Consider the following 26,536-nt stretch of genomic DNA (forward strand, 5'->3'; position numbering starts at 1 on the left):
ACCCCGGGGGCGTAACCAAATGGGTGTTTGTTTGAAATTAACACTTAACGCGCGACCCGAAACGCCCCCCCCCAACAGTTGCGTGGGGCCCGGCCGCGGCGGCCGGCCCCCACTCATGTCGTGTGCGCTACTTGCGGAGTGCGGCCAGGTTGTCGTAGCCGATCCGCGCATGGGTCAGGGACTGGCCGGGGACGGTGGCGCTGGGCGCGTTGTCCTGCTCGACCATGGGGTTGTGGTAGTTGCGGGCGCCGACCCGCTTGAAGAACGTCCGGTAGTCGATGACACCTTCACCGAAGGGCACCATGTCGTAGCCCATGCCGTTGGTGTCGTTGCGCGTGCCGTCCTTCGCGTGGAAGAGCGGGTAGCGCGCGTTGTTCGCGACGACCAGGGCGGCCGGGTCGAAGACCTTCTCGCGCGTGGAGCCGTCGTGCGCGGTGTAGGTGTGGAACTTGTACTGGGCCACGTGCGCCCAGAAGATGTCCATCTCCAGCCACACCGACTTCGGGTCGGTGATCCGCAGGAAGTACTCCAGCTTGCGGATGCCGGAGCTGCGGGTGGGCCTGCCCTGGTCGTCGAGCGGCCCGCCGTCGAGCAGGAACCCGTACGCCGCGTCGTGGTTGTGCGTGTAGAGCTTGAGGCCCGCGCGGTCCGCGATCCGGCCCAGCGCGTTCCACTTGTCGGCGGCGACGTCCCAGTCCGCCTTGTACGAGCTGCCGGTGGGGTCGCCGCCGGTGCCCATGTGGTCCAGGCCGAGGATGTTCGCGATCTCCAGGTGCTTCTTGAACTGGTCGGTGTCGGCCTGCGTGAGCGGCCAGGACGACGGGATGAAACCGTGGTTGCCCTGGGCGCGCAGACCGTACTCGTCGAGCCACGAGCGCAGCAGCTTCGCGCCCGCGACCGATTCCAGGTTCGCGCCGCCGGGCGCGTTGGCGTGCTGGCCGTAGCCGGCGAACTCGACCTGCTTGTACCCGTAGCGGGCCAGCTCTTTGAACACCTCGCGGAAGCCGGAGGGCAGGGTGCTGCTGAGCGGGTCGCGGCCGATGGCGTCGCGCACGGTGTAGAGGATGATGCCGCGCTTGTCGGCGGGGATGAGGCGGGTGCCGAGGCCGCCGCCTGCGGATGCGGTCGCAGGCTGGGCCAGTGCGGGGGCCGCGCCGAAGACGGGTGCGGCGATGGCGGCGCCCGCGACAGCGGTGCAGGTGCTGAGGAAGCGGCGGCGGCCGATACCGAGGCGGGATCTGAGGGCCTCGTCGGGGCCTGCTGCCGCGTCGGCGGCGGTGGTGCGGTGGAGTTCGGTCACGGTGTCTTCCTTCGGTCCGGTGATTCCGGGTTCAGGGCCCGGGCGTTGTCAGTGGCGTGTGCTTCACTCTCTGTAACTGGAACTGCTGCTGCTCCCGCCAATTCGAGGAGCAGGGCTTTCACTTCGGTGGCCGCGACGCGGCCTGAGAACGCGTGGGGGGTGGAGCACAGGATGAGCGGACCTTCTTCGTCGCTCGCCGGGAGCCGGCCGTGGCTGCCGCGAATAGGTGAGGCTTCCAGTGGGACGACCGCCATGCGGTAGCGCATGCCGAGCTTCTTGCGGGCGAGGGCGGTGGCCGCCTTGACCTTCACATAGGGGTCGAGGGGGTCCATGAAGAGTTCGACCGGGTCGTAGCCGGGTTTGCGGTGGATCTCGACGAGCTGCGCGAAGTCGGGCGCGCGGGCGTCGTCGAGCCAGTAGTAGTACGTGAACCAGGCGTCGGCCTCGGCGATGGCGACGAGTTCGCCGGAGCGCGGGTGGTCGAGCTGATGCGCCTTCTTGCCCTCGTCGTCAAGGAGTTGCTCGATGCCGGGCACGTCGGCGAGCGCGGCGCGGGTGGCGTCGAGGTCCTCGGGGCGGCGTACGTAGATGTGCGCGATCTGGTGGTCCGCGACGGCGAAGGCGCGGGAGGCCATCGGGTCGAGGTACTCCATGCCGTCCTGCGTGTGCACCTCGAGGAGTCCCGCGCGGCGCAGCGCCCGGTTGATGTGGACGGGGCGGTCGGCTCGGGTGATGCCGTACTCGGAGAGGGCGACGACGGTGCGGCCTTCGGCGCGGGCGTCGTCCAGGAGCGGGGCGAGCGCGGCGTCGAGGTCGGCGGCGGCCCGGTGGGAGCGCGGGTCGTCGGGTCCGTAGCGCTGCAGGTCGTAGTCGAGGTGCGGGAGGTAGCTCAGGATCAGGTCGGGGTGGCGGGTGGCCAGGACGTGCCGGGTGGCGTCGATGATCCACCGGCTGGAGACGAGGTCGGCGCCCGGGCCCCAGAAGTGGAACAGGGGGAATGTGCCGAGCTTGTCGGTGAGTTCGTCGTGCAGGTCCGGGGGCCGGGTGTAGCAGTCGGGTTCCTTGCGGCCGTCGGCGTAGTAGACGGGACGGGGGGTGACGGTGATGTCGGTGTCGGCGCCCATGGCGTACCACCAGCAGATGTTGGCGACCGTGTAGCCGGGGTGGGTGCGGCGGGCGGCGTCCCAGAGTTTGTCGCCGGCGACGAGGCCGTTGTGCTGGCGCCACAGCAGTACGTCGCCGAGTTCGCGGAAGTACCAGCCGTTGCCGACGATGCCGTGCTCGGCGGGCATCGTGCCGGTCAGGAAGGTGGACTGGGCGGCGCAGGTGACGGCGGGCAGCACGGTACCGAGCGGGGCGCGGGACCCGGACCGGGCGAGGTCCTTGAGGTGCGGCATGTGGTCGAGCAGGCGGGGGGTGAGGCCGACGACGTCGAGGACGAGGAGGGGGGTGACGGCGGGCGGTGGACCGGGCAAATTAAGCCCCTGCGGCGGATGAGCATTTTCAAGCCCCTGCGGCGATTGAGCAGCGGGGTCCGGGGCGGAGCCCCGTGGCGTGGGAGCGGCGCCGCGCTGGGAATCCGACGAACCACCGGAGGTCATGGCAGCTCCTTGAGGCCGAGGTCGGTCAACAGGTCCCGGGCCAGCGCGAGTTCGGCGGCGATGCCGTCGGCGAGCTGCTGGCGTCCACGCGGGCGCAGGGCCGTCGGCAGCGCCTGCCACGTGTAGGTCTCGACCTCCAGGTGGCGGGTGAGCGGGCGGGCGCCGCCGACGAGGCGGGTCAGCGTGTCCTGGAGGACATCGAGCGTGGAGGTGAGGGGCGCGGCGGGGGCCGCGTGCAGGGGGACGTGGAAGTGGGCGCGCCAGGGCACGCCCTGCGGCAGTCCCTGCCCGTCGGCCGTCAGGGCCTCGCCGAGGTCGTCGACGCCGTGCAGGGTGCCGTCGGCGCGGGCGCGGGTCTGGTGCAGGAAGCGGGGTTCGTCGAACGCGGCGAGCGCGGCCCGGACTTCGGGCAGATGGGGGTGTTCGGCATGGAGGGCGGCGGAGAGCTGGGCCTTCACGACGGGGATGCGGGCGGCGGCGAGGGCGTCGAGCGCGGTGTCGGGTTGTTCGAAGGAGGTGGCGAGGTGGCAGGTGTCCAGACACAGGCCGACGCGGTCGGTGCGGGCGATGTCGGTGAGGGGACCGATGGCGTCGCCGGTGGTTTCGACGGTGCAGCCGGGCTCGGGTTCCAGGCCGATGCGGATCGAGCGGCCGGTCAGTTCCTCGATGGTGTCGAGGCGTTCGGCGAGAGTGCGCAGGGCCGCGCGGGACCGTTCGGCGCGGTGCGGGTCGTGGGCGGTGCGCCAGGCGAGCGGCAGGGTGGAGACGGTGCCTTCGGCGGCGTCGGCGGGCAGCAGGGTGGAGAGCAGCCGGGCCAGGTCGACGGTGTGGTCGAGGCGCTCCTCGTCGGCCCAGTCCGGTTTGTAGACGCGGTACTTGACCTCGGCGGCGCCGAAGCCCTCGTAGGGGAAGCCGTTGAGGGTGACGACCTCGAGGCCGCGCCGGTCGAGTTCGGCGCGCAGTCCGCGCAGCGCGGTGGGGTCGGTGATCAAGGCGCGGGCGGCGTCCTTCGCGAGCCACAGGCCGATGCCGAGGCGGTCCCTGCCGAGGCGTTTGCGCACAGGTTCGCAGTGGTCGCGCAGTTGGGCGAGGACACCGTCGAGGGTTTCGGCGGGGTGCACGTTGGTGCAGTACGCGAGGTGGACGGTGGAGCCGTCGGGGTGCCGGAAGCGCATGGGTCACTCACCGCCGCGCAGGATCGAGTTGCCTTCGTGGGTGGCGGGTTCCGTCGCCGGGACGTCGAGGCGCAGCCGGCCGCTGAGCTCGTAGAACGCGACGGGGTTGCGCCACAGCACACGGTCGACGTCGTCGTCGGTGAAGCCGGAGGCGAGCATGGCGTCGGCGACCTCGCGGGTCTTGAGCGGGTCGCTGTTGCCCCAGTCGGCCGCCGAGTTGACGAGGACCTGTTCCGGGCCGTGGACGCGCAGGATCTCCACCATCCGCTCCGCGTCCATCTTGGTGTCCGGATAGACGGAGAAGCCGAGCCAGGCGCCGGAGTCCTTGGCCTCCTTGACGGTGGTCTCGTTGAGGTGGTCGATCAGGACACGGTCGACGGGCAGCGCGGACTCCCGGACGACATCGAGGGTGCGGCGCAGCCCGGCGAGCTTGTCGCGGTGCGGGGTGTGCACGAGGGCGGGCAGGCCGTGGTCGGCGGCGAGTTGGAGCTGGGCGGCGAGTGCGGTGTCCTCGGCGGCGGTCATGGAGTCGTAGCCGATCTCGCCGACGGCAACGACGTTGTCCTTCACGAGGTAGCGGGGCAGCGCGTCAAGGACGGGGGTGCAGCGCGGGTCGTTCGCCTCCTTGGGGTTGAGGGCGATCGTGCAGTGGTGCGCGATGCCGTACTGGGCGGCGCGGAAGGGCTCCCAGCCCAGGAGGGAGTCGAAGTAGTCGTAGAAGGAGGCGGGCGAGGTGCGGGGCTGGCCGAGCCAGAAGGCCGGCTCGACCAGGGCCCGCACACCGGCGGCGTGCATCGCCTTGTAGTCGTCGGTGGTGCGCGAGGTCATGTGGATGTGGGGGTCGAAGAGGCGCATCAGGACTCCTTGCCGTGGGGATCGGCCCGGCCGTCCGTCGGGGGCTCGGGCGCGGTGCGGGCCAGGACGCGGTGCAGGTCGTCGGGGACGGGGCGACCCGCCGCGGTCCGCTCGTCGGCGAAGTCGCCCAGCATGCGCGCGAGTTCACCGTCGCCGCGGGCGCGGTCGGCGAGCCGTGCCACGGCATCCACCGGCACCCCGGTGAACAGGCACTTGAGGACGGCGTGCCGCCATGCGTGGGCGGGCAGGTGCGTGGCGGCGTACGGTCCGACGGCGGCGGCCACGAGGCGGGTGTCGTTGGCGCGCAGGGCGTCCTCGACCAGCGGGAGGGCGTCCGGCCCTTCCACCAGGTGGGGCAGGGCGAGCAGGACGGCGCGGCGTTCTGCGGCGGTGCCCTGGTTGTACAGCGCGGTGAGGGTGACGGTGTCGGCCTTCGCGGCGTGCAGCAGCAGCAGGAGCCGGGCGGCGTCCGCGCGCTCGTCGCCGACGCGGCGCCCCGCTTCGGCGAACCTCAACTGCCAGGCAGGGAGGCGGTGTTCGTTCGAAAGGGGATCGGTCGGGGCGCTCGCGTCGGCGATGGCCGCGTGCAGCCAGGCGCGGGCGGCGGCGTCCAGCGCGGCGTCGAGGCGTGCGCGGACGGTGGCGAGGGCCGGGAGGCCGCCGGCGGCGGAGCCAGTGCCGGTGCCGGTGCCGGTGCCCGTGTCGTACGTCATGGCGTGCCTCCTCGCGGTGCCGCCGACGGCCTCACGGAGCACAGGAAGTCCAGTGATTCGGCGGCAAGTTGAGGTCCCGCATGGGAGTGGCGGGGCAGTTCGACGACGGTCAGGCCCCGGTAGCCGGTGGCCGCGAGGGCGTCGAGCACGGGCGGGAAATCGATCTCCCCTTCCCCGAACGGCAGATGCTCGTGGACGCCCCGGCGCATGTCCTCGATCTGCACGTGCCGCAGCCAGGGGCCCGCCGCGCGGACGCAGTCGGCGGGGGACAGCGGTTCCAGGCACTGGCAGTGCCCGATGTCGAGGGTCAGGCCGAGGGCCGCGGGGCTGCCCAGGTCGCGGCGCAGCCGGTGGAAGTCGGCGAGCGTGCCGAGGAGGTGCCCGGGTTCGGGCTCGATGGCGAGCGGGACACCGGCGGTTTCGGCGGCCTCCAGTACGGGGGTGAGCGCTGCGGCGAGGCGCTTCCACGCGCTGTCCGGGTCGGTGCCGTCGGGGGTGGTGCCGCTGAAGCAGTGCACCGCGTGGGCGCCCAGGTCGGCGGCGACCTGGACGGCGCGGACGAGCAGTTGGACACGGGCGGCCCGGGCGTCGGGATCCGGGTCGAGGAGGGAGGGGCCGTGTTTGCGGCGTGGGTCGAGTACGTAGCGGGCGCCGGTCTCCACGGTGGCCGTGAGCCGGTGCCGGTCGAGGGCGCGGGCCACCTCGCGGGTGCGCGCCGCCAGGTCCGGGGCGAGCGGGTCGAGGTGCATGTGGTCGAGGGTGAGCCCGACTCCGTCGTAGCCGAGGTCGGCGAGGAGGCCGAGGGCGTCGGAGAGGCGCAGGTCGGTGAGGCCGTTGGTGCCGTAGCCCCAGCGCGGTGGGATCGGCTCGGCTCCGGTGGCGGTCATGTGACGCTCACCTTCTTGGCGAAGCGGCGGGCCAGCGGGGCGAGGGCGAGGGTCGCCAGCGCGGTCACCGGGGCGCCGGAGCGGGCGGCCAGCGCGGACTGCAGGGGGACGAGCGCGCGGATGCCGGCGCCGACGGCGCGTTGGGTGAGCGGGGGCGAGGGGTTGAGGGCCGCGTGGAGGAGGGGGCGCAGGGCGGTGGTGGCGTACGCGGCGGCGGGGAGCGCGACGGTGATCGGGGCGGGGCTCACCGGCCCGCCCCGTCCGGAGCGAGTCGGTGAGGAGGACGTGGGTCCGTCCCGCAGCGGGTGTCCCGCCCGCGCGGTGAGGAGCGTCGCCGCGATGGCGAGTCCCGTGGCCAGGGCCTTCAGGGGCGCGGTGCTGGACCCGCCCTGGGCTTCCGTGCGGGAGACCGTGGTCACGGCGGTGGTGTGGACGGCGAGGGTGGCGGCGGCGGTGAGGGGCCGCGTCGGGGTGGTGGCCGTGGTCCGTTCCGGCCTCGGGCCACCCCGTGAGCCCGCCCGGACCGTGGCCGTCGCTCCCATCAGCAGGTCGAGGCCGCGGGCCGTGCCCATCGCCGCCGGGCCCGCGGGGGTGGACTTGAGGCGGAGGTCGTACGCCCACACCGTGGCCGCGAGGGCCGTGGCGAGGGCGCCGGTCGTCCGGCCGGCGCGGTGGGCCAGGGCGAGGCCGGCACCGGTCAGGGCTCCGGCCGCCGCCAGGGCGTGGGCCGGGCGGACGCGGCCGGAGGGGATCGGGCGGTGCGGGCGGTCGCGGGCGTCCTCGTCCCGGTCGGCCCAGTCGTTGAGGGCCATGCCCGCCGCGTACAGGCTGACGGAGGCGCCGATGGCGAGGAGCGTGCCGCGGGTGGGGCGGGCTCCCGTCGCGGCCGCTCCGGCCAGGGCGTCGCCGGGGACGGTGAACAGGGCGGGTAGCCGCAGGAGTTCCGCCCAGGCCCGGCCTCGCGACTCCGAGCCCCGCTCCCCCGGCCCCGTGCCCGTGCCGCTCACGCCGCGCCGTCCCGCAGGCGGTCCGCGAAGGCGAGCAGGGCCTCGTGCTGGTGGTCCAGGTCGGAGGACGCGCCGGGGTCGGGATCCTTGAAGTAGAAGCCCAGCTCCGGCCGGGGGCCGGTCAGTCCGGATCGCGCGGCGCTCAGCAGCAGGCGGGCCAGGTCGAGGACGAGGGGCGCGGCGAGCGCCGAGTCGCAGCCCTGCCACGTGGTCTGGAGGGTCATCCGCGCGCCGAGGAAGCCGTCGAAGGCGATGTGGTCCCAGGCGGTCTTCCAGTCGCCGAGCGCCGGGACGTCGTCGATGTGGACCTCGCCCTGGGGGACGCTGCCGAGGGTGTCGGCGAGGACGCGCTCCTTGCCGGCGTTCTTCGCGGCGGCCGCGGCCGGATCGGCGAGGGCCACGCCGTCGCCACCGCCGAGGAGGTTGGTGCCGGACCAGGCGCGGACGTCGAGCGCGCGCTTGCGGAACATCGGGCCGAGCACGGACCGCAGCAGGGTCTGCCCTGTCTTGCCGTCGCGGCCCGCGAAGGGCACGCCCGCGGTGTGGGCCGCGTGCTGAAGAGAGGGGTGGTGGAGTCCCGTGGAGGGGGTGAAGTTGATGTACGGGCAACCGGCGCGCAGGGCCGCCGCCGCGTACAGGGAGCTGGCCGGGAGGTCGTCGCCGTGGGGTGGCGCCTCGGTGGAGGCGACGTTGACGACGACGGCCCCGGCCAGGGCGTGGCGTCGTACGAAGCTCTGGATGTCGGCGGTGAAGGCGGCGATCAGCTCGTCCTGGGGACGGCCGTCGCCGGGAAGTGGTCCGCCGGGTCTGATATCCCGGTCGGCGGCGGCGAGTTCGGAGTGCACCGCGCCCGGCAGGCCGTGCGGCAGCACTCCCCCGGCGGCGAGGTGTTCGGCGCGTTTGGGCAGCGGGCAGTCGAGGGTGTCGTGGCCGCCGAAGACGAGGGACGTCAGGGGTGGCAGGGCCGCCGTGGTGAACGGCTCGGTCTCCGTGACCATTCCGGAGGGTGGATGCAGCCCGGCGCCGACGGCGGCACAGCCCGCGACGGCCGTGGTGGCGACGGAGCCGCGGGCGCCGATCAGCCACACACCGAACCGCCGGTCCGATGAGACCGGGGAGGACGAGGAGGACAGGGAAGAGGGGAAGGTTCCGGCGGACATGGGCAGCCTCCTGGTCGAACGTGACATCACGCGCGGCGCCGAAGCCGACTCCGGCGTCGAGGGCGGGCTCGCCGCCGAAGCCGTGTCCTGCGTCGATGGCGGGCCCGCGCGCCGAGCCGGTGGGCCCGGGGCCGTGACCGGCCCCGGGGCGTGCCCCGCCGCGCCCGGCAGGGCAAGGCGGCGGGCGGGGGTCCGGCGTCCCTCGCCCGCCGCCGTCCTAGTCGCCCGCTCCGGGCAGCGCGCCCGGGCCGGACGTGGGGGTGAGCTCCTTCAGGCGGATCTTGCGGAAGGACACCTGGTCGGAGTCGCCGTGGTTCTGCAGACCGATGTAGCCGTCGGTCAGGCTCCGCGCGGGGTCCTTGTTGGTGAAGTCGTTGACCTCGACTCCGTTGAGGAACACCTGGAGGCGTTCGCCCCGCACCTTGATCTCGTAGGAGTTCCACTCCCCCGGCGGCTTCAGGGCCTTGTCGCGGGCCGCGAGGTCGGCGGACTGGAAGGAGTAGACCGCGCCGGTGGTGCGGTCCGGTGCGTCGGTGGCGTCGATCTGGATCTCGTAGCCCTTGTCGACGGCCGACCAGGGGTCGTCGGAGGCCGGGAAGCCCACGAAGACACCGGAGTTGTCGTCGCCGCCGTCGCTCGCCATCTTCCAGTCGAGCTTGAGGGAGTACGACCCCAGTTCCTTGGCCTGGTACCAGAGCAGGCCCATGCCGCCTCGGGAGTTGAGCGTCCCGTTCGCCGGGTCCACGGCGAAGCTGCCCGGCCCGGCCTGTTTCCAGCCGTCGAGCGTCTTGCCGTTGAAGATGTCCCGGTAGCCGGTGTTCGGGCGGCAGTTGGCGGCGACCTTCCCGGTGACGTACCGCAAACCACCGCGCAGGTGGCCGCGGAACGCGGGGTCGGCGTAGGACTCCTTGGTGTGTCCGCCGCCGGTGTAGAAGGCGCGGCCGCCGCCGTAGTTCTGGCACCAGGCGATGGGATGGTCGCCCTTCATGGTGCCGCCGCTGTACGTCGTCTCGTCGAGGGTGGCGAGGACGTGCACCTTGTCGCGCGGGTTGGAGCGGTAGTTGTACCACTCGTCGGTGCGCTGCCAGGCGTCCGGCAGATGGTGCGTCGCCGGATGCTTGTGGTCCTCGACGCGGACCGTGGCCGGCTGGATGGCCGGATGCCCCTGGAACCAGGCGCCGACGAGGCCGCCGTAGTAGTCCCAGTCGTACTCGGTGTCGGCGGCGGCGTGCACGCCGAGGTAGCCGCCGCCCTTGCCGACGTAGCCCTCGAACGCCTTCTGTTGCGCGGCGTCGAGCACGTCGCCGGTGGTGGAGAGGAAGACGACGGCCTTGTACCGGGCGAGGTTGCCCGGGGTGAAGGCGGTCGCGTCCTCGGTGGTGTCGACGGCGAGCCGGTCGGCGGCGCCGAGTTCCTTGAGGGCGGCGACGCCCTCGGGGATGGAGTCGTGCCGGAACCCGGCGGTCTTGGAGAAGACCAGGACCCGGTCCCGGGCCTCGGCGCCCTGGGGCGCCGAGGTGGCCGGGGCCGTGAGCCCGCCGATGAGCAGGGCCGCGGCGGCCGTCGCGAGCCCGAGCTTGACGGAGGTGCGCATGCTGACCTGCTCCTCTCAGCCCGTGGTGAAGGTGAAGTCGTCGATCTCGAACAGGTTCTTGCCGCTGCCGCCCTTGAAGACCAGGTAGAGCGTGGTGCTCCTGGTGGGCGCCTTGCTGATGGCGGTGGTCACGTCGGCGTACGTCTCCCAGGAGCCGGTCGGTGCGACCTTGGCGCTGCCGACGAGTCGGCCGGTGGGCGAGCCGGTGCGGATCTCCAGGGTGCCGCCGGGGCCCGCGGAGGCGACGCGCGCCTTCAGGGACTTGGCGTTGCCGATGGCGTACGGCTTGAAGGAGATCCAGTCGCCGTTCTCGATGGTGCCGACGGCCTTGCCGCCGTTGGCCGTGTCGTGGCCGACGACCGAGACACCCTTGGAGTCGCCGTAGTGCTCGGCCTGGCGGTGCTTCTGCTGGGTGACGTGCTGGTCGTGCGTGGTCAGCGCGGGCTGGCCGTTGGCGCCCTTGTCGGTGTACTCGGCGTCGAAGACACCGAAGACGTTGGCGTTCGGGTCGTGCTCGCTGTCGGCGCTGGTCTGGATGGTGCCGGAGCAGCCGGTGGCCGAGGTGATCGGGTGGCCGTGGCTGTCGTGGCCGAGGACGTGGGTGACCTTGACCGTGGAGCAGTCGATGGTCCCGTCCTCCGGGTCGGTGACCTTCACCTTGAAGGGGACCTTGTCGCCGAACGTGAACAGCTGGCCGTCGGCGGGCAGTTCCAGGGTCACCTTGGGCGCGGTGTTGCCGACGGTGAGGTGCACATCGGCGCTGCCGGTGCGGCCGGTGGAGTCCTTGGCGGTCACGGTCGCGGTGTAGGTGCCGTTCTTCTTGTAGGTGTGGCTGGGCGAGGCGCCGGTGCCGGTGGTGCCGTCGCCGAAGTTCCAGGAGTACGTGAGCGTGTCACCGTCGGCGTCGGAGGCCGTGGAGGTGAACTGCGTCTTCAGGGGCGCCTGCCCGGAGGTCCTGTCGGCCTTGGCGTCGATGGTCGGCGAGTGTCCGTCGGTGGCGTTCTCGATGCGGTACAGGGCGGAGTTCTCGTCGCCGCCGAACCAGGAGAGGCCGTAGTCGAGGACGTACAGCGCGCCGTCGGGGCCGAAGGCCATGTCCATGATCTGGGTGCCGGTCCAGGGAACCGGGTTGATCGAGGTGACCTTGCCCTCGGCGTCCTGCTCGATCCGCTTGATCCACTGGCGGCCGAACTCGCCGGCGAAGAAGTCTCCGTCGTACGCCTCGGGGAACTTCACCGGGGAGGTGTTGGCGGCGTCGTAGCGGTAGACGGGCCCTGCCATCGGGGACTCGGAGCCGGAGCCGAACTCCGGGAGGGAGCCGCCGTCGTAGGGGATCCACGCGGCCTGCGCGGGCGGCAGGTCGGTGAGTCCTGTGTTGTGCGGCGAGTTGTTCTTCGGCGCGGCGCAGTCGAAGCTCGCGCCGGAGGTCTTCGTCGCGAAGTCGTAGTCGACGTAGGCGTCGTTGTCGCCGGTGCAGTACGGCCAGCCGAAGTTCCCGGCCTTCGTGACACGGGCGAACTCGACCTGTCCCGCCGGGCCCCGCTTGGCGTCGGCGGTGCCCGCGTCGGGCCCGTAGTCGCCGACGTAGACGATGCCGGTGGGCTTGTCGACGCTCATCCGGAACGGATTGCGGAAGCCCATCGCGTAGATCTCGGGGCGCGTCTTGTCGGTGCCGGGGGCGAACAGGTTGCCGTCCGGGATGGTGTACGAGCCGTCCGCCGCGACCTTGATGCGCAGGATCTTGCCGCGCAGGTCGTTGGTGTTCCCGGACGAGCGCTGGGCGTCGTAGGCCGGGTTGCGGGTGCTCTGCTCGTCGATGGGTGTGTAGCCGTCGGAGGCGAAGGGGTTGGAGTCGTCGCCCGTCGACAGGTACAGGTTGCCGTCCTTGTCGAAGTCGATGTCGCCGCCGACGTGGCAGCAGATGCCGCGCGAGGTCTGGACGTCGAGGACCTTCTTCTCGGAGGCCTTGTCGAGGGTGCCGTCGGCGTTGAGCGTGAAGCGGGAGAGCCGGTTGTAGCCGTCGAAGGGGGCGAAGTCGGCGGCCGTGCCGTCGTTCGGGGCGTCGCCGGCCGGGGTGTTCAGCGGGGGCGCGTAGAAGAGATAGATCGCGCGGTTCTCGCTGAAGTTCGGGTCGACGCCGACGCCCTGGAGGCCCTCTTCGTCGTGGGTGTAGACGTCGAGTTTGCCGGCGATCTTGGTGGTGCCGTTCTCGTCGGTCAGGCGCAGCACGCCGTCGCGCGAGGTGTGCAGGACCTTGCGGTCCGGCAGCACGGCGAGCGACATCGGCTCGCCGACCTCCTGTGCGCCCTTGGCGAGGGTGACCTGCTGGAAGTCCTCGGCCGCGGCCGTGCCGGCCACGGGAGCGGGGGCCGCTGCCGCCGAGAAGGTGAGCGAGGCGGCGGCGAGCAGAGTGCCGGTGATGAGGGCGAGTGCGTTGCGGGTTCTCAGGCGTTTCCTGTGCACGGGTTCCTCCGGACAGAGGGGCGGGTCGTGCGATACGCCGGGGCGCGCCGTCGCCCCGGAGGGATCTGTGCCGTGAGTGCCATGTGTGTGCCGTGCGTGCGTTCGGGGCAGGACGCTAGCCGTGTTTGTCCCGCCCGAACAGACCTTGTACGGAGAAGAGTTGAGCTTTTTCCTACTTCAGGACAAAGCCGGTTTCGGGCATGGCCGACCGGCCGCGCGACCAGCGGATCGGGTCGCGCGGCCGTGGCCGCCGCGTCAGCTGTTGAACGCCGCGTCGAAGGACGCCGTGGGCGGTTCGTAGTCGAACGCCTTCAGGCGGGTCAGTGCCTCCGGGGCGCCCTGGAGGCGGTCCATGCCCGCGTCCTCCCACTCCACGGAGATGGGCCCGGAGTAGTCGATGGAGCGGAGCATGCGGAAGACGTCCTCCCAGGGGACGTCGCCGTGTCCCGCGGACACGAAGTCCCAGCCGCGCCGGGGGTCACCCCACGGCAGGTGGGAGCCGAGCCGGCCGTTGCGGCCGTCGAGCCGCTTGCGGGCCTCCTTGCAGTCGACGTGGAGGATGCGGTCCTTGAAGTCCCACAGGAAGCCGACCGGGTCGAGGTCCTGCCACACGAAGTGGGAGGGGTCGAAGTTCAGGCCGAAGGCCCTGCGGTGGTCGAGTGCCTCGAGCGCCTGGTGCGTGGTCCAGTAGTCGTACGCGATCTCGCTGGGGTGGACCTCGTGGGCGAAGCGGACGCCCTCGGTGTCGAACACGTCGAGGATCGGGTTCCAGCGTTCGGCGAAGTCCTCGTAGCCGCGCTCGATCATCGACTCGGGCGCGGGCGGGAACATGGCGACGAGGTGCCAGATGGCAGAGCCGGTGAAGCCGATGACGGTGTCGACGCCGAAGGCGGCGGCCGCGCGGGCGGTGTCCTTGATCTCGGCGGCGGCCCGCTGCCGGACCCCCTCGGCCTCGCCGTGCCCCCAGATGCGGGCGGGCAGGATCGCCTCGTGGCGTTCGTCGATCATGGCGTCGCAGACGGCCTGCCCGACCAGGTGGTTGGAGATGGCCCAGCACTTGAGGCCGTACTTGTCGAGCAGGGCGTGCCGCCCCTTGACGTAGGCGGGGTCGGCGAGGGCCTTGTCGACCTCGAAGTGGTCGCCCCAGCAGGCGAGTTCGAGGCCGTCGTACCCGGCGTCGCGGGCGATGCGGCACACGTCTTCGAGCGGGAGGTCGGCCCACTGACCGGTGAAGAGGGTGAACGGGCGGGGCATGGCAGGCTCCTTTCGGGCCGGGGGCCCTCAGGCCGGGATCGGGGTGTAGACGGAGTTCTTGGCGGCGCTCTCCTCGACCGCCGCGAGGACGCGCTGCACCTGGAGCCCGTCGGCGAACGACGGCCGGGGCTGGGCCCCCTCGGCGATGGCGGTGACGAGGTCGCGGGCCTGGTGGGTGAACGTGTGCTCGTAGCCGAGGCCGTGTCCGGGCGGCCACCAGGCCTCCAGATAGGGGTGGCCGGGTTCGGTGGCGAGGATCCGGCGGAAGCCGGCGCGCTCGGCGGGTTCGGTGTGGTCGTGGAAGGACAGTTCGTTGAGGCGTTCCAGATCGAAGGCCAACGAGCCGTGGGAGCCGTTGAGTTCGATGGTGAGCCCGTTCTTGCGGCCGGTCGCGAACCGGGTGGCCTCGAAGGAGGCGAGGGCCCCGGAGGCGAACCGGCCGGTGAACAGGGCCGCGTCGTCGACCGTGACGGGCCCGGTTCCGGCGTCGCCGCCCCCGGCCGCCGAGAGACCGGAGGACGCGCCGTCCAGGAGCGGGCGTTCGCGCACGAAGGTCTCGGTGAGCGCGGAGACGCCGGTCACGACTTCGCCCGCGAGGTACTGGGCGAGGTCCACGGCGTGCGCGCCGAGGTCGCCGAGGGCGCCGGAGCCCGCGTGCGGTTTCTGCAGCCTCCAGGTGAGCGGGAAGGCGGGGTCGACGAGCCAGTCCTGGAGGTAGTGGGCGCGGACGTGGCGCAGGGTGCCGATGCGCCCTTCGGCGACCATGCGGCGGGCGAGCGCGATCGCCGGGACGCGGCGATAGTTGAAGCCGACCATCGCCAACTGGCCGCGCCCGGCCGCCTGTTCGGCGGCCTCGGCCATCGCCTCCGCCTCCTCCACCGAGTTGGCGAGCGGCTTCTCGCACAGCACGTGCTTGCCGGCCTCCAGGGCGGCGACGGCGATCTCGGCGTGGCTGTCGCCCGGGGTGCAGATGTCGACCAGGTCGACGTCGTCCCGGGCGATCAGCGCCCGCCAGTCGGTCTCGGCCGCGGCCCACCCGAGCCGGTCGGCCGCGGCGCGCACCCCCGAGGCGTCGCGGCCGCAGATCGCGGCGAGTGCCGGCGTGAGCGGCAGGTCGAAGACGCGGCCCACGGTGCGCCAGCCCTGCGAGTGAGCGGCGCCCATGAACGCGTAGCCGACCATGCCGACACCCAGGACGGGCCTCGCCCCGTCGTTTCCGTTGCTGCCTGCCATGCAGAAGTCCTCCTCGTCCGCGCGGTGCTGGGGGGATACGCCGTACGGGCAGGGCTCACTTGAAGCCGGTGGGCATGTACTGGTCGACGTTCTTCTTGTCGACGACGGCCGAGTACAGGGTCACGTGCGCGGGGATCTCGAACTCGGCCATGCCGCTGATGCCCTTGCCCTGCCCGAGGGCGCGGGCCAGGTCGATCGCGGAGGCGGCCATGGTCGGCGGGTACAGGACGGTGGCCTTCAGCACGCCCCGGTCCTGCTTGATCTCCTCGAAGGCGGAGAGCGCGCCCGCGCCGCCGACCATCATGAAGTCGTCGCGGCCCGCCTGCTTGATGGCACGGAGGGCGCCGACTCCCTGGTCGTCGTCGTGGTTCCACAGGGCGTCGAAGTTCTTCTGCGCCTGCAGGAGTTGGGACATCTTGGCCTGCCCCGACTCGACGGTGAACTCGGCGGCCTGCCGGGCCACCTTCTTGATATTGGGGTAGTTCTTCAGGGCGGCGTCGAAGCCCTCGGTGCGCTGTTTGGTGAGTTCGAGGTTGTCGAGCCCGGCGAGCTCGACGACCTTCGCGTTCTTCTTGTCCTTGAGCTGCTCGCCGATGTAGTGCCCGGCGCTGAGCCCCATGCCGTAGTTGTCGCCGCCGATCCAGCAGCGGTACGCCTGCGGGGTGTTGAAGATGCGGTCGAGGTTCACGACGGGGATGCCGGCGCGCATCGCCTTCAGGCCCACCTGGGTCAGCGCCTTGCCGTCGGCGGGCAGCACGACGAGGACGTCGACCTTCTTGTTGATGAGGGTCTCGACCTGGCCGATCTGCGCGGCGGTGTCGTTGGAGCCCTCGGTGGTCTCCAGGGTGACGTCCGCGTACTTCTTGGCGCGTTCCTTGGCGTTGTCGTTGATGGCGTTGAGCCAGCCGTGGTCGGCCTGCGGGCCCGCGAAGCCGATGGTGACCTGCTTGCCCTTCTTGTCGTCGGCGACCGGCTGGTCGGCGGCCTTCTTGTCGTCGCTCTTGTCGCTGGGCTCGTTACTGGTGCAGGCGGTGAGGAGTCCGCCCGCGGTGACGGCCGCGGCCGCGCCGAAGATCAGTCCTCGGCGGCTCGTTGTCTCTGGCATGGCGTGTCCCTTTCCGCGTTTCAATGGGAAGTGCTGGCCGTGCGCCGCTGCACCAGGACCGCCACCACGATGATGGCGCCCTTGGCGATCTGCTGGACGTCGCTCTGCAGGTTGTTCAGCGCGAAGATGTTCTGGATCGTGGTGAAGATCAGGACGCCGAGGACGGAGCCGACGATGGTGCCGCGGCCGCCGGTGAGCAGGGTGCCGCCGATGATGGCGGCGGCGATGGCGTCGAGTTCGTAGAGGTTGCCGTTGGTGTTCTGGCCCGAGCCGGAGAGCACGATCAGCAGGAAGGCCGCGATGCCGCAGCACAGGCCGGAGAGCAGATAGAGATAGAGGCGCTGGCGGCGTACGTCGATGCCGGCGAGGCGGGCCGCCTCCGCGTTGCCGCCGACGGCGACGGTGCGGCGGCCGAAGGTGGTGCGGTTCAGGATCAGCCAGCCGATCACGGTGACCGCGACGAACACGAGCACCAGGGGCGGGATCCCGAGGACGTACGAGTCGCGCTCACCGAGCTTCAGGACCCCCGGCACCGTGACCATTTGGGTCTTGCCGTCGGTGATCTGCAGGGCGAGTCCGCGGCCCGAGGCGAGCATGGCGAGCGTGGCGATGAACGGGACCATGCCGCCGTACGCGATCAGCACCCCGTTGACGAGGCCGCAGCCGACGCCGACGAGGATGGCCGTGAACAGGACGCCGGCGAAGCCGTACTCCTGAGTGGCGACCGTGGTGGCCCAGACACCCGCGAGGGCGACGATCGCGCCGACGGAGAGGTCGATCCCGCCGGAGATGATCACGAAGGTCATGCCGACGGTGACGACGCCGATGACGGAGGCCTGGGTGAGGACGAGCTGGAGGTTGTCCGTGTCCAGGAAGGAGCCGGGCTGGGTGATGCCGCCGATCACGACGAGCGCGGCGAGGACGCCGAGGAGCGAGAGCGTGCGGACGTCCATCCGGACGACGCGGGGCTTGTGCTTGGCCGGGGCGGCCTCCGGGGCCGCCGGGCTGGCGGCGGGGGCGGGGTGCGTCATGACGCCAGGTCCCTTCGGGGGCGGACGGTGTGGGCTCGGGGGGCTGTCTTCGCCGTGCGGGGCAGGGGCCGACTCGCGGGCCCGGCCGGTCCGGCGCCCCGGGTCGGCGGCCTCGTCGTGCGGGGCAGGGGCCGACTCGCGGACCCGGCCGGTCCGGCGTCCCGGGGCAGTGGCCTCGTCGTGCGGGGCAGGGGTCGGCTCGCGGACCCGGCCGGTCCGGCGTCCCGGGGCAGTGGCCTCGTCGTGCGGGGCAGGGGCCGGCTCGCGGACCCGGCCGGTCCGGCGCCCCGGGTCGGCGGCCTCGTCGTGCGGGGCAGGGGTCGGCTCGCGGACCCGGCCGCCCTGCCTCCCCGGGCCTGCGCCCTTGCCGTGCGGCCGGTCATCGGGACCCCGCCAGCACCAGGTCGAGGACGGCGTGTTCGTCCAGGTCCGTGGCCGGGGACTCGTGGACCACCCGGCCCTCCTTGAGGACCAGGACCCGGTCGGCGAGGCCGAGCACCTCGGGGACCTCGCTGGAGACGAGGAGGACGGCGAGGCCCTCGTCGGCGAGGCGGCGGATCACGGCGTACAGCTCGGCGCGGGCGCCGACGTCGACGCCGCGGGTCGGCTCGTCGAGCAGCAGGACCCGGCAGCCGCGCAGCAGCCAGCGGGCGAGCACGGCCTTCTGCTGATTGCCGCCGGAGAGCGTGCGCACCGCCACCGTGGGGTCGTCGGGGCTCAGGGACAGTTCGCGGGTGGCGCCACGGGCGGCCTCCCGCTCCCGGCCGCGGTCCAGCCAACCCCCGTACGAGAAGCGGGACATGGAGGAGACGGAGACGTTGCGGGTGACCGATTCGAGCATCATCAGGGCCTGCGCCTTGCGCTCCTCGGGGGCGAGTCCGAGGCCCGCGCGGACGGCGGCGCGGACGCTTCCGGTGCGCAACGGCCTCCCGTCCACGTGGATCTGACCGGCCGTCGGTTTCCGGGCGCCGTAGATGGTCTCCAGGATTTCGGAGCGCCCCGAGCCCACGAGTCCGGCGAGGCCGACGATCTCGCCGGGGCGGATGTCGAGGTCGAGCGGCGCGAACTCCCCTGCACGGGTGAGACCTTGGACCCTCAGGAGCGGTTCCTCGCGGGGTCCGGTGTTGGGCCGGTCCGGGAAGACGTACTCGACGTTGCGGCCCGTCATCAGGGAGATGATGTCGCGGGTCGGGGTCTGCTCGGCGGGCAGTCCGACGGCCACCGCGCGGCCGTCCTTGAGGACGGTGACGCGGTCGCCGATGCGGCGGATCTCCTCCAGGCGGTGGGAGATGTAGACGACGGCGACGCCCTCGGCGGTCAGGTCGCCGACGATCCGGAAGAGGTTCTCGACCTCGTCGGGGTCGAGCGCGGCGGACGGCTCGTCCATGACCATGAGCCGTACGTCGTGGGAGAGTGCGCGGGCCATCGAGACGATCTGCTGGTGGGCGGCGGACAGGTCGCCGACGAGGCGCTCGGGGTCGATCTCCGGGTGGCCGAGCCGCCGCAGCAGCGCGGCGGTCCCGGTGCGGGCCGCGCGTCCGCGCACGACGAAGCCGCCGGAGGTCGGCTCGTGCCCGAGGAACACGTTCTCGGCCACGGACAGGGCCTCCACCAGGTCGAGTTCCTGGTAGATGGTGGCCACGCCGAGGCGCATCGCGGCGATCGGCGAGCGCAGCGCGACCTGTTCGCCGCGCCAGGTGATGACGCCGTCGTCGGGCTGGTGCGCCCCGGCGAGGACCTTGATCAGAGTGGACTTCCCGGCGCCGTTCTGGCCGAGGAGACAGTGCACCTCCCCGGCCTGGACCTCCAGGTCGACGCCGTCCAGGGCGCGCACGCCGGGGAACGACTTGGTGATGCCGGACATGGTGAGCAGTGGTGGTGCGATGGCCGTATCGGGTCCCATGACGGTTCCCCTCGGGGCGGGTGCGGACCGGTTTCAGGGCAGAGCGGGGCAGAGCGCCGTGCAGGGTGTGCGTGGAACGAACGCCGTACAGGGTGTGCGTGGAACGAGCGCCGTACTGGGCGTGCGTGGAGCAGGGTGTGCGTGGTGCGGCTGGGCTTACGCGGGTGAGAAAAGGTGATCGCTGATCAGTCGGGCGCCGCCGGTCACTCCGGCGGTGGGCCCCAACTCCCCCAGCACGATGGGGAGGTTGCCGGTCGCCAGGGGGAGCGACTGGCGGTAGACCTGGGTGCGCAGGGCGGCCAGCAGGGTGTGGCCGAGCCCGGTGACGCCGCCGCCGATGACGACGAGCCCCGGGTTGAAGAAGCTGACGAGGGACGCGATGACCTGTCCGGTGCGGTTGCCGCCCTCACGGATCAGGTCGAGGCACGTGGTGTCGCCTGCCGCGGCGGCCGCCGCGACGTCGGCGGCGGTGAGCCGGCCCGCGCTCTCCAGGCGGGCGGCGAGTTCCGCGGAGCTTCCGTCGCGGGCGGCGGCCTCCGCGTCCCGCGCGAGCGCGGCGCCGCTGAAGTGCGCCTCCAGGCAGCCCTTGTTGCCGCAGGCGCACTGGCGGCCGTCCTGCTCGACGCGGATGTGCCCGATGTCGCCTGCCGACCCGGTGGTGCCGCGGTGGACCTCGCCGCCGACGACGATGCCGCAGCCGATACCGGTGCCGATCTTGACGCAGAGGAAGTCGCTCGCCTGGCGGGCGACGCCCGCGTGCTGCTCCCCCATCGCCATCAGGTTCACGTCGTTGTCGACCATGACGGGGCAGCCCAGTTCCTGGCTGAGCGCCTCTCGGACCGGGAAGCCGTCCCAGCCGGGCATGATCGGCGGCGCGACCGGGACGCCCTCGGGGAACCGCACGGGGCCCGGCACGCCGATGCCCGCGCCGTCGTATCCCTCGGCGAGCCCGGAGGACTTCAACTTGGCGGCCATGGCGAGGACTTGCTCGAAGACCGCGACGGGGCCCTCGCGGACGTCCATGGGCTGGGCGATGTGGCCGAGGATCTCCAGCTCGGCGTTGGTGACCGCGACGTCGACCGAGGTCGCGCCGATGTCGACGCCGAGGAAGCGGAGCGAGGGGGCGAGCCGGACGTTGTGGGAGCGGCGGCCGCCGCGCGAGGCGGCGAGCCCGTCGGCGACCACGAGCCCGGTGTCCAGGAGCCGGTCCACCTCCACGGCCAGCCGTGAGCGCGACAGTTCCACCTGATCGCCCAGCTGGGCACGGGAGTTGGGCCCTTCGTCGCGCAGCAGCCGCAGCAGCCGCGCCTGGTGCCCGTTGGCCGGTCGAGCCGTCATGCGTCTCACGTGCCCCTCCCCGCCGCTTCGGGCCTCATGGGTGGTGGTGCCGTGCGCTCACGTTCGTCTTTCGATGGGGAACGTAGCAGCGCCCACCCGGCGCGGGAAGAAGTTGAGCGGTAATTGCGCACGACTTTCTCCGGCCGCAGGACAAAGCCTGCCGCGCCGCCCGGTCACGCCCTCGTCGTCGATGCCACGCCCTCGCCGTCGATGTCACGCTCGGCGCCCGGTCACACCTTCGGCGCCCGCCACAGCGTCACGTCGGCGGTGAGGAAGCTGATGCCCGGCTTGTCCCACAGGGCGGTCGACTTCGTCTGCACGACGAGCAGAGCGATGTCCCCGGCGGAGTTCCTGACGCAGATCTCGCTGCCGCCCGCGGCCCCGGACAGCGGCAGCCGGTGGCTCTTCTGGCCGGTGACGGCGAGCCTGCACGTGTCGTGGTCGGCGCCCGGCTTGTCGTAGAGGAGGGTGAAGACACTGGTGTCGCTCTCCAGGGCGCAGCCGACCTGCTTGCAGACGAAGCGGATGTCGCCCCTGCCGCCGGTCTTGCGCTCTTCCGGGTCCCGGGTGCTGAGCGAGTACTTCTCGTCCAGCCAACGCTGGGCGTAGGCCTCGGCCCGCGGTGTCCCGTCGGCGTCCCCCGAAGACCCGTCGGTCCCGTCCCCGGCCGCCTTCTGCTCGTCGGCGCCGATGCCCTGCGCGGACTCCACCGCGGCCGAGGCGGACGGACGGCCGGTCCCCTCCGAGGAGCCCCCGCCCGGCTTGCCCGCGCTGCCCGACGCCGTCACTCCCGCTCCGGAGGCCTCCCGGCCGCGGGTCCCGCCCGCGCCGTCGGCGACGACCCACGCGAGGCCCGTCGCCAGGACCACGCCCGCGGTCACCGCGGCGGTGACGAGCACGGTTCTGCGCCGCCGGGCGCGCCGCTCCTGTGACGTCAGCAGACGCTCGGGCGGTGGCGCGAACACGTGCGCGGGGTGCGGCAACGCAGGGGTTCCCGGCTCCGCCACGGTCGCCGGGACGGTGCCGCCGTCGGCGGCCCGGACCGTGACCGCGTCGGCGGCCCGGACCGTGCCCGCGTCCGCCGCCGAGTCCGGCACGGTGGCGAGCGGCGGCGCCGGAACCGGCGCGCTCGACCCGGCGAACTCCCGCCACACCGCGGGGCTCGCGCCGCCGCCCAGGCTCCGCCGGCACCACGCGACGAGCTCCTCCGGCGTGGCCCGGTCCTCGGGCCTTGCCTGGAGACACCGGTCGAGGATCGGCCGCAACTCCGCGGGCAGCACGGAGAGATCGGGTCTCTCGTGCACGATCCGGTAGAGCACGCCGACCGACTGGCCCTCCCCGTACAGCGGCGCGCCGAGAGCCGCGAACGCCGCGGTCTGCCCCAGCGCGAACACATCGGTCGCCGGGCCCACTTGCCCCGCCACGGCCTGCTCCGGCGCCATGAACTGGGGCGTGCCGACGGCGGATCCGGTGACCGTGCTCGACGTCAGGTCGGCGGCGACGGAGATGCCGAAGTCGATGACTCGCGGCCCGTCCGCGGCAAGCAGCACGTTCGACGGCTTGAGGTCCCGGTGCACGATGCCCACGCCGTGGATGGCCCCCAGCGCCTCGGCCACCGCTGCCATCAGCCACAGCACCGCGGGCACCGGGAGCGGTCCGTGGCGGGCCACCGCCGCCGCGAGGGACGGGCCGGGCACGTAGAGCGTGGCCAGCCAGGGCGGTGCCGCCTCGGCGTCGGCGTCGATCAGCTCGGCGGTGTAGGCGCCCCGTACCCGCTGGGCCGCCTTGATCTCCCGGGCGAACCGCCGCCGGAACGCGGGGTCGTCGGCCAGCTCCGGTCGCACCACCTTCAGGGCGACCGGCCGGCCGCCCCTGGTGTGCGACAGATAGACCCGGCCCATGCCGCCCGCGCCGAGCCGGGCCGCCAGACGGTATCCGCCCACCGTCTTCGGATCGTCCGCCCGCAGCGGCTGGAACACCTCGTGCACGCCGTCCACCGGTACTGGCCCCCACGCCTTCACCCCATGCCGCCGGCCCCCTGACCGACGGTCCCCGCGAGCAGCCTAGACGTAGGAGGTACGGGGGCGGATCACCGGGAACGGCGAACTGCCGCCGGTGTCAGGCCTCGTCGCGGTGGTGGTACGTCTCACGGGTGTGCTCGGTGTGCGTGCGCATCACGGCCGTGGCCTTCGCCTCGTCTCGCGCGGAGATCGCGGCGATCAACTGCCGGTGCTCGATCCAGGACTGCTCGCCGCGCTGCCTGGCGACGGGCTGGTAGTACCAGCGCACCCGGCGGTCGACCTGGCCCGCGAGCTCACCGAGGACGACGTTGCCCGCGAGTTCCATGACCTTGGCGTGGAACTCCGCGTTCGTCGCGACGACCAGGTCCACGTCCTCGTCGGCGACGGCCTGCTCGCCCTTGGCGCACAGCGCCTCCAGCTCGGCGATGCCGGTCTTGCCCGCGTTGGCCGCCGCGAGCCGGGCGGCCTCGGCCTCCAACAGCGTACGGACGCTGAGGAGTTGGTCGGCCTCCTCCTCGGTCGGCTCGTGCACGAACGCGCCCTGCGCGGGACGCAGGTCCACCCAGCCCTCGGTGTTCAGCCGCTGCAGCGCCTCGCGCACCGGCTGCCGGGAGACCCCGAGGTGGCCGGCGAGCTCGCTCTCGACCAGGTGCTGGCCGGGGCGCAGGGCCCGCGTCGTGATCAGTTCGAGCAGCGCCTCGTAGACCCGCTCGCGCAGCGGTCCTGGGCGCTCCAGCTTGGGCACCGCCCCCTGCGGCAGTCCTGTGGACAACATCGCGGTCCCCCTCCTGGGCTTCGAGCATCCGGCACACCGGCTCCGACGTCTGCCGGATTGGCTTTGGAATACAGTTTACCGAGCGCAATCGCCACGGCTAGGGCCCTTCTGACGGATCCTGCTGGAGTCGCGGGGTCTGGCACGCACATCTGCTGCGTTGTCGTCGGTTGCCAACTCCCCCACCCTCGAACCAGGCTCCGCCAGGCTCGGGCGGGAGGTGCCCCCTTCGCGTTGACGCCCTCCTCCGCCTTGCAGCCGCACGCACCAGACCCCGCTCACCGGCACCGTCAGTGGACGCCGTCCGTTTCCAGCCTGATCCGTCAGAAGGGCCCTAGAGCGAGTTGACCTCGTCACATTCTGTATGCCGGAGGTACGCGGCCGGGTCACGGGCAGCGCACGACCAGGCCCGCGTACGAGAGGTTGCCGCCGAAGCCGAAGAGCAACGCGGGCGCCCCGCTGACCAGTTCGCCGCGCTCGACCAGCTTCGACAGGGCGAGCGGCACGCTCGCGGCCGAGGTGTTGCCGGAGTCGACGACGTCCCGGGCGATGACCGCATTGACGGCGCCGATCTTCTCCGCGAGGGGTTCGATGATGCGCAGGTTGGCCTGGTGGAGGACGACCGCGGCGAGGTCCGCCGGGTCGAGCCCCGCCTTCGCGCAGGCCTCGCGGGCCAGTGGCGGCAGCGAGCGGGTGGCCCAGCGGTAGACGGACTGGCCCTCCTGCGCGAAGCGGGCCGGTTCGCCCTCGATGCGCACGGCGTCGCCCATCTCGGGCACCGAGCCCCACAGGACGGGGCCGATCCCCGGCTCCTCGCCCTCGGCGCAGGGCTCGACGACCACGGCGCCCGCCCCGTCCCCGACCAGGACGCACGTCGAGCGGTCGGTCCAGTCGGTGACGGCGGACATCTTGTCGGCGCCGATGACCAGCGCGCGCGTCGCGGCCCCGGCGCGCAGCGTGTGGTCGGCGGTGGCGAGGGCGTGCGTGAAGCCCGCGCACACGACGTTCAGGTCGAGCGCGGCCGGGGACGGCACGCCGAGCCGGTGGGCGACGCGGGCCGCCATGTTCGGGGAGCGGTCCACGGCCGTGGAGGTCGCGACGACGACCAGGTCGATGTCGGCCGCGGTCAGACCCGCGGCGGCCAGCGCCTTGGCGGCGGCGTGTGCGGCGAGCTCGTCGACGGGCTCGTCGGGGCCGGCGATGTGCCGGGTGCGGATGCCGACGCGACTGCGGATCCACTCGTCATTGGTGTCCACCATTTCGGCCAGTTCCTCGTTGGTGAGGATCCTGGCGGGCTGGTGGTGCCCGATGCCGACAATGCGCGAACCGACCATGGAGGCCCCCTCGTGAGCTGCGGATCCTCCAGTCTGGTCAGCGACTCACGAGTAACGGGTGGCGGCCAGTGACAGGAAAGTGCCGTTTCACTTGGAGAGTTCTGATGGAGCCGCCAGGCCGGTTACGGACATTCACCCGGTGAACAGCTGTGTGGCCTTTTGCACCAGTTCGTACACCCCGTAGGCGAGCGGCAGCCCGACCCAGAGCCAGGAGAAGGCGATCAGGCCGCGCCGCTCAGGCGCGCTCCTTGCGGTCTGCGGCGGCGGTGTCGATGTCATCTGCGGACTCCCTGGGGGCGGGGACTACGTGGTGGCGGGCGTGCACGGGACGTACCAGTTCATTGGCGACGAAGCCGACGACGAGCAGCCCGATCATGATCATGAGCGAGAGGCCGTACAGATTGGCGCCGTGCTTGCCCGCGCTCTCCTGGCTGTCGGCGACCCAGTTGACGATCAGCGGGCCGAGGACGCCCGCCGTGGACCAGGCGGTGAGCAGCCGGCCGTGGATGGCGCCGACCTGGTAGGTGCCGAAGAGGTCCTTCAGATACGCGGGGATCGTCGCGAAGCCGCCCCCGTAGAAGGAGAGGATCACGAGGGCGCACAGCACGAAGAGGGGCTTCGAGGAGTCGCCCCACAGGACGATGAACAGGTACATCAGGGCGCCCACGCCGAGGTAGACGCGGTAGATGTTCTTGCGGCCGATGAGGTCGGAGGTGGAGGACCAGCCGATGCGGCCCGCCATGTTCGCGGCGGACAGCAGCGCCACGAAGCCCGCGGCGGCCGACACGGACACCGGGGTGCTGGTGTCGGCGAAGAAGTCCGTGATCATCGGCGCGGCCTTCTCCAGGATGCCGATGCCCGCGGTCACGTTCATGGTCAGGACGACCCACAGGCACCAGAACTGGGGCGTGCGGATCGCCTGCTTCGCGGAGACCTGGGGGCCGCTGAGGGCCGCCTCCTCGGCGCGCCCGCCCTGCTGGACCTCGGCCTTCTGCCGCGGCACCCGGATCAGCAGCACGCCGAGCGTCATGAACACCGCGTACGCGAGCCCGTGCACCAGGAACGCGAGCGCGATGCCGCCGCTGTCCGCGCCGAAGGACTCCAGCATCTGGGCGCTCCACGGCGACGCGATGAGCGCGCCGCCGCCGAAGCCCATGATCGCGATGCCGGTGGCCATGCCGGGCCGGTCGGGGAACCACTTGATCAGCGTGGAGACGGGCGAGATGTAGCCGATGCCGAGGCCGATGCCGCCGACGAAGCCGTATCCGAACACGATCAGCCAGTACTGCTCCGTGGCGGCGCCCAGCGAGGAGAGCAGGAAGCCGGAGGAGAAGCAGACGAGCGCGACGGTCATCGCCCAGCGCGGCCCGTTGCGCTCGACGAGCGTGCCGCCGAAGGCCGCCGACAGACCGAGCATCACGATGCCGAGCTGGAACGGCAGCGCGCTCTGCGTGCCGCTCAGCCCCAGCGCCGACTCCAAGGGCGGCTTGAAGACGCTCCAGGCGTAGGCCTGGCCGATGGAGAGATGGACGGCGAGCGCGGCCGGGGGTACGAGCCAGCGGCTCCAGCCGACCGGTGCGACGGGGGGCTTCATGATCCCGAACGGTAGGCAGTCACAAGGCTGTTGGGAAGCCCCTTTGTCCACTCCCTTGTCGAACTGTGCGGCCACTTCCATACTGTAGGCAATATCCCGCCCAGTGGCGGCAGGAGGCCGGAGCCGACCGGCGGGCCCCGGTGCAGGAGAATGGGAGCTCGCGCACACCGGCCACCACCACCAGCAGCGATGAGGA

20 protein-coding genes and 1 pseudogene are annotated in these 26,536 nt (G+C 72.1%); all 21 read right to left on the minus strand.

Features of this window, described 5'->3' with window-relative positions; translation table 11 throughout:
* Window positions 1–127: 127 nt before the first annotated feature.
* A complete protein-coding gene (locus ACFV9W_RS12065; protein WP_385758515.1) occupies window positions 128–1,300 on the minus strand; it encodes a sugar phosphate isomerase/epimerase family protein in 1,173 nt (390 codons plus the stop codon).
* Window positions 1,301–1,392: 92 nt separating this feature from the next.
* Window positions 1,393–2,901 (minus strand): annotated as a pseudogene (locus ACFV9W_RS12070) (alkaline phosphatase family protein); the annotation flags it as partial.
* Window positions 2,898–4,076 (minus strand): metabolite traffic protein EboE, encoded by a 1,179-nt coding sequence (gene eboE, locus ACFV9W_RS12075; protein WP_385758518.1) that lies wholly within the window; start codon window positions 4,074–4,076, stop codon window positions 2,898–2,900. The gene eboE and the pseudogene ACFV9W_RS12070, both read right to left, overlap by 4 nt.
* 3 nt (window positions 4,077–4,079) lie before the next feature.
* Complete coding sequence (locus ACFV9W_RS12080) at window positions 4,080–4,931, minus strand: TatD family hydrolase (protein ID WP_385758521.1); 852 nt, start codon at window positions 4,929–4,931, stop codon at window positions 4,080–4,082.
* A complete protein-coding gene (locus ACFV9W_RS12085) occupies window positions 4,931–5,644 on the minus strand; it encodes an EboA domain-containing protein (RefSeq protein ID WP_385758524.1) in 714 nt (237 codons plus the stop codon). Before ACFV9W_RS12085 ends, ACFV9W_RS12080 begins: the two co-directional genes overlap by 1 nt.
* Window positions 5,641–6,531 carry a sugar phosphate isomerase/epimerase family protein gene (locus ACFV9W_RS12090; protein WP_385758527.1) on the minus strand — a complete coding sequence of 297 codons (891 nt, stop codon included), beginning with the start codon at window positions 6,529–6,531 and terminating at the stop codon, window positions 5,641–5,643. Before ACFV9W_RS12090 ends, ACFV9W_RS12085 begins: the two co-directional genes overlap by 4 nt.
* Window positions 6,528–7,538 carry an SCO3242 family prenyltransferase gene (locus ACFV9W_RS12095; protein WP_385758529.1) on the minus strand — a complete coding sequence of 337 codons (1,011 nt, stop codon included), beginning with the start codon at window positions 7,536–7,538 and terminating at the stop codon, window positions 6,528–6,530. Before ACFV9W_RS12095 ends, ACFV9W_RS12090 begins: the two co-directional genes overlap by 4 nt.
* On the minus strand, window positions 7,535–8,698 hold the full coding sequence (locus ACFV9W_RS12100; RefSeq protein WP_385758531.1) for an inositol-3-phosphate synthase: 1,164 nt from the start codon (window positions 8,696–8,698) through the stop codon (window positions 7,535–7,537). The genes ACFV9W_RS12095 and ACFV9W_RS12100 overlap by 4 nt, the downstream gene beginning before the upstream one ends.
* Before the next feature lie 217 nt (window positions 8,699–8,915).
* A complete protein-coding gene (locus ACFV9W_RS12105) occupies window positions 8,916–10,292 on the minus strand; it encodes a ThuA domain-containing protein (RefSeq protein ID WP_385758534.1) in 1,377 nt (458 codons plus the stop codon).
* 15 nt (window positions 10,293–10,307) lie between these two features.
* Complete coding sequence (locus tag ACFV9W_RS12110; protein ID WP_385758535.1) at window positions 10,308–12,755, minus strand: PQQ-dependent sugar dehydrogenase; 2,448 nt, start codon at window positions 12,753–12,755, stop codon at window positions 10,308–10,310.
* 255 nt (window positions 12,756–13,010) lie between these two features.
* Window positions 13,011–14,009, minus strand: a complete 999-nt coding sequence (locus ACFV9W_RS12115) for a sugar phosphate isomerase/epimerase family protein (RefSeq protein ID WP_385758537.1) — start codon at window positions 14,007–14,009, stop codon at window positions 13,011–13,013.
* Between the two features lie 27 nt (window positions 14,010–14,036).
* Window positions 14,037–15,242 (minus strand): Gfo/Idh/MocA family protein, encoded by a 1,206-nt coding sequence (locus tag ACFV9W_RS12120; protein WP_385758539.1) that lies wholly within the window; start codon window positions 15,240–15,242, stop codon window positions 14,037–14,039.
* 55 nt (window positions 15,243–15,297) lie between these two features.
* On the minus strand, window positions 15,298–16,347 hold the full coding sequence (locus ACFV9W_RS12125) for a substrate-binding domain-containing protein (protein WP_385758542.1): 1,050 nt from the start codon (window positions 16,345–16,347) through the stop codon (window positions 15,298–15,300).
* 20 nt (window positions 16,348–16,367) lie between these two features.
* A complete protein-coding gene (locus ACFV9W_RS12130) occupies window positions 16,368–17,378 on the minus strand; it encodes an ABC transporter permease (protein WP_385758544.1) in 1,011 nt (336 codons plus the stop codon).
* A gap of 379 nt (window positions 17,379–17,757) precedes the next feature.
* Window positions 17,758–19,242, minus strand: a complete 1,485-nt coding sequence (locus tag ACFV9W_RS12135; RefSeq protein ID WP_385758701.1) for a sugar ABC transporter ATP-binding protein — start codon at window positions 19,240–19,242, stop codon at window positions 17,758–17,760.
* Window positions 19,243–19,437: 195 nt separating this feature from the next.
* Window positions 19,438–20,619 carry an ROK family protein gene (locus ACFV9W_RS12140; RefSeq protein ID WP_385758547.1) on the minus strand — a complete coding sequence of 394 codons (1,182 nt, stop codon included), beginning with the start codon at window positions 20,617–20,619 and terminating at the stop codon, window positions 19,438–19,440.
* A 230-nt stretch (window positions 20,620–20,849) separates the two neighbouring features.
* On the minus strand, window positions 20,850–22,616 hold the full coding sequence (locus ACFV9W_RS12145; protein ID WP_385758550.1) for a serine/threonine-protein kinase: 1,767 nt from the start codon (window positions 22,614–22,616) through the stop codon (window positions 20,850–20,852).
* Window positions 22,617–22,737: 121 nt separating this feature from the next.
* Window positions 22,738–23,415, minus strand: coding sequence for a GntR family transcriptional regulator (locus ACFV9W_RS12150; RefSeq protein ID WP_385758553.1), 678 nt, complete (start codon window positions 23,413–23,415; stop codon window positions 22,738–22,740).
* A gap of 383 nt (window positions 23,416–23,798) precedes the next feature.
* Window positions 23,799–24,746 carry a beta-ketoacyl-ACP synthase III gene (locus ACFV9W_RS12155; RefSeq protein ID WP_385758555.1) on the minus strand — a complete coding sequence of 316 codons (948 nt, stop codon included), beginning with the start codon at window positions 24,744–24,746 and terminating at the stop codon, window positions 23,799–23,801.
* A gap of 132 nt (window positions 24,747–24,878) precedes the next feature.
* Window positions 24,879–25,025 carry a hypothetical protein gene (locus tag ACFV9W_RS12160; RefSeq protein WP_385758558.1) on the minus strand — a complete coding sequence of 49 codons (147 nt, stop codon included), beginning with the start codon at window positions 25,023–25,025 and terminating at the stop codon, window positions 24,879–24,881.
* The gene (locus ACFV9W_RS12165) at window positions 24,982–26,340 is read right to left on the minus strand and encodes an OFA family MFS transporter (RefSeq protein ID WP_385758561.1); all 1,359 of its coding nucleotides are present in this window, start codon (window positions 26,338–26,340) and stop codon (window positions 24,982–24,984) included. The genes ACFV9W_RS12160 and ACFV9W_RS12165 overlap by 44 nt, the downstream gene beginning before the upstream one ends.
* Between the last annotated feature and the right edge of the window lie 196 nt (window positions 26,341–26,536).

The organism is Streptomyces sp. NPDC059897 (assembly GCF_042730865.1).
Lineage (GTDB): Bacteria > Actinomycetota > Actinomycetes > Streptomycetales > Streptomycetaceae > Streptomyces.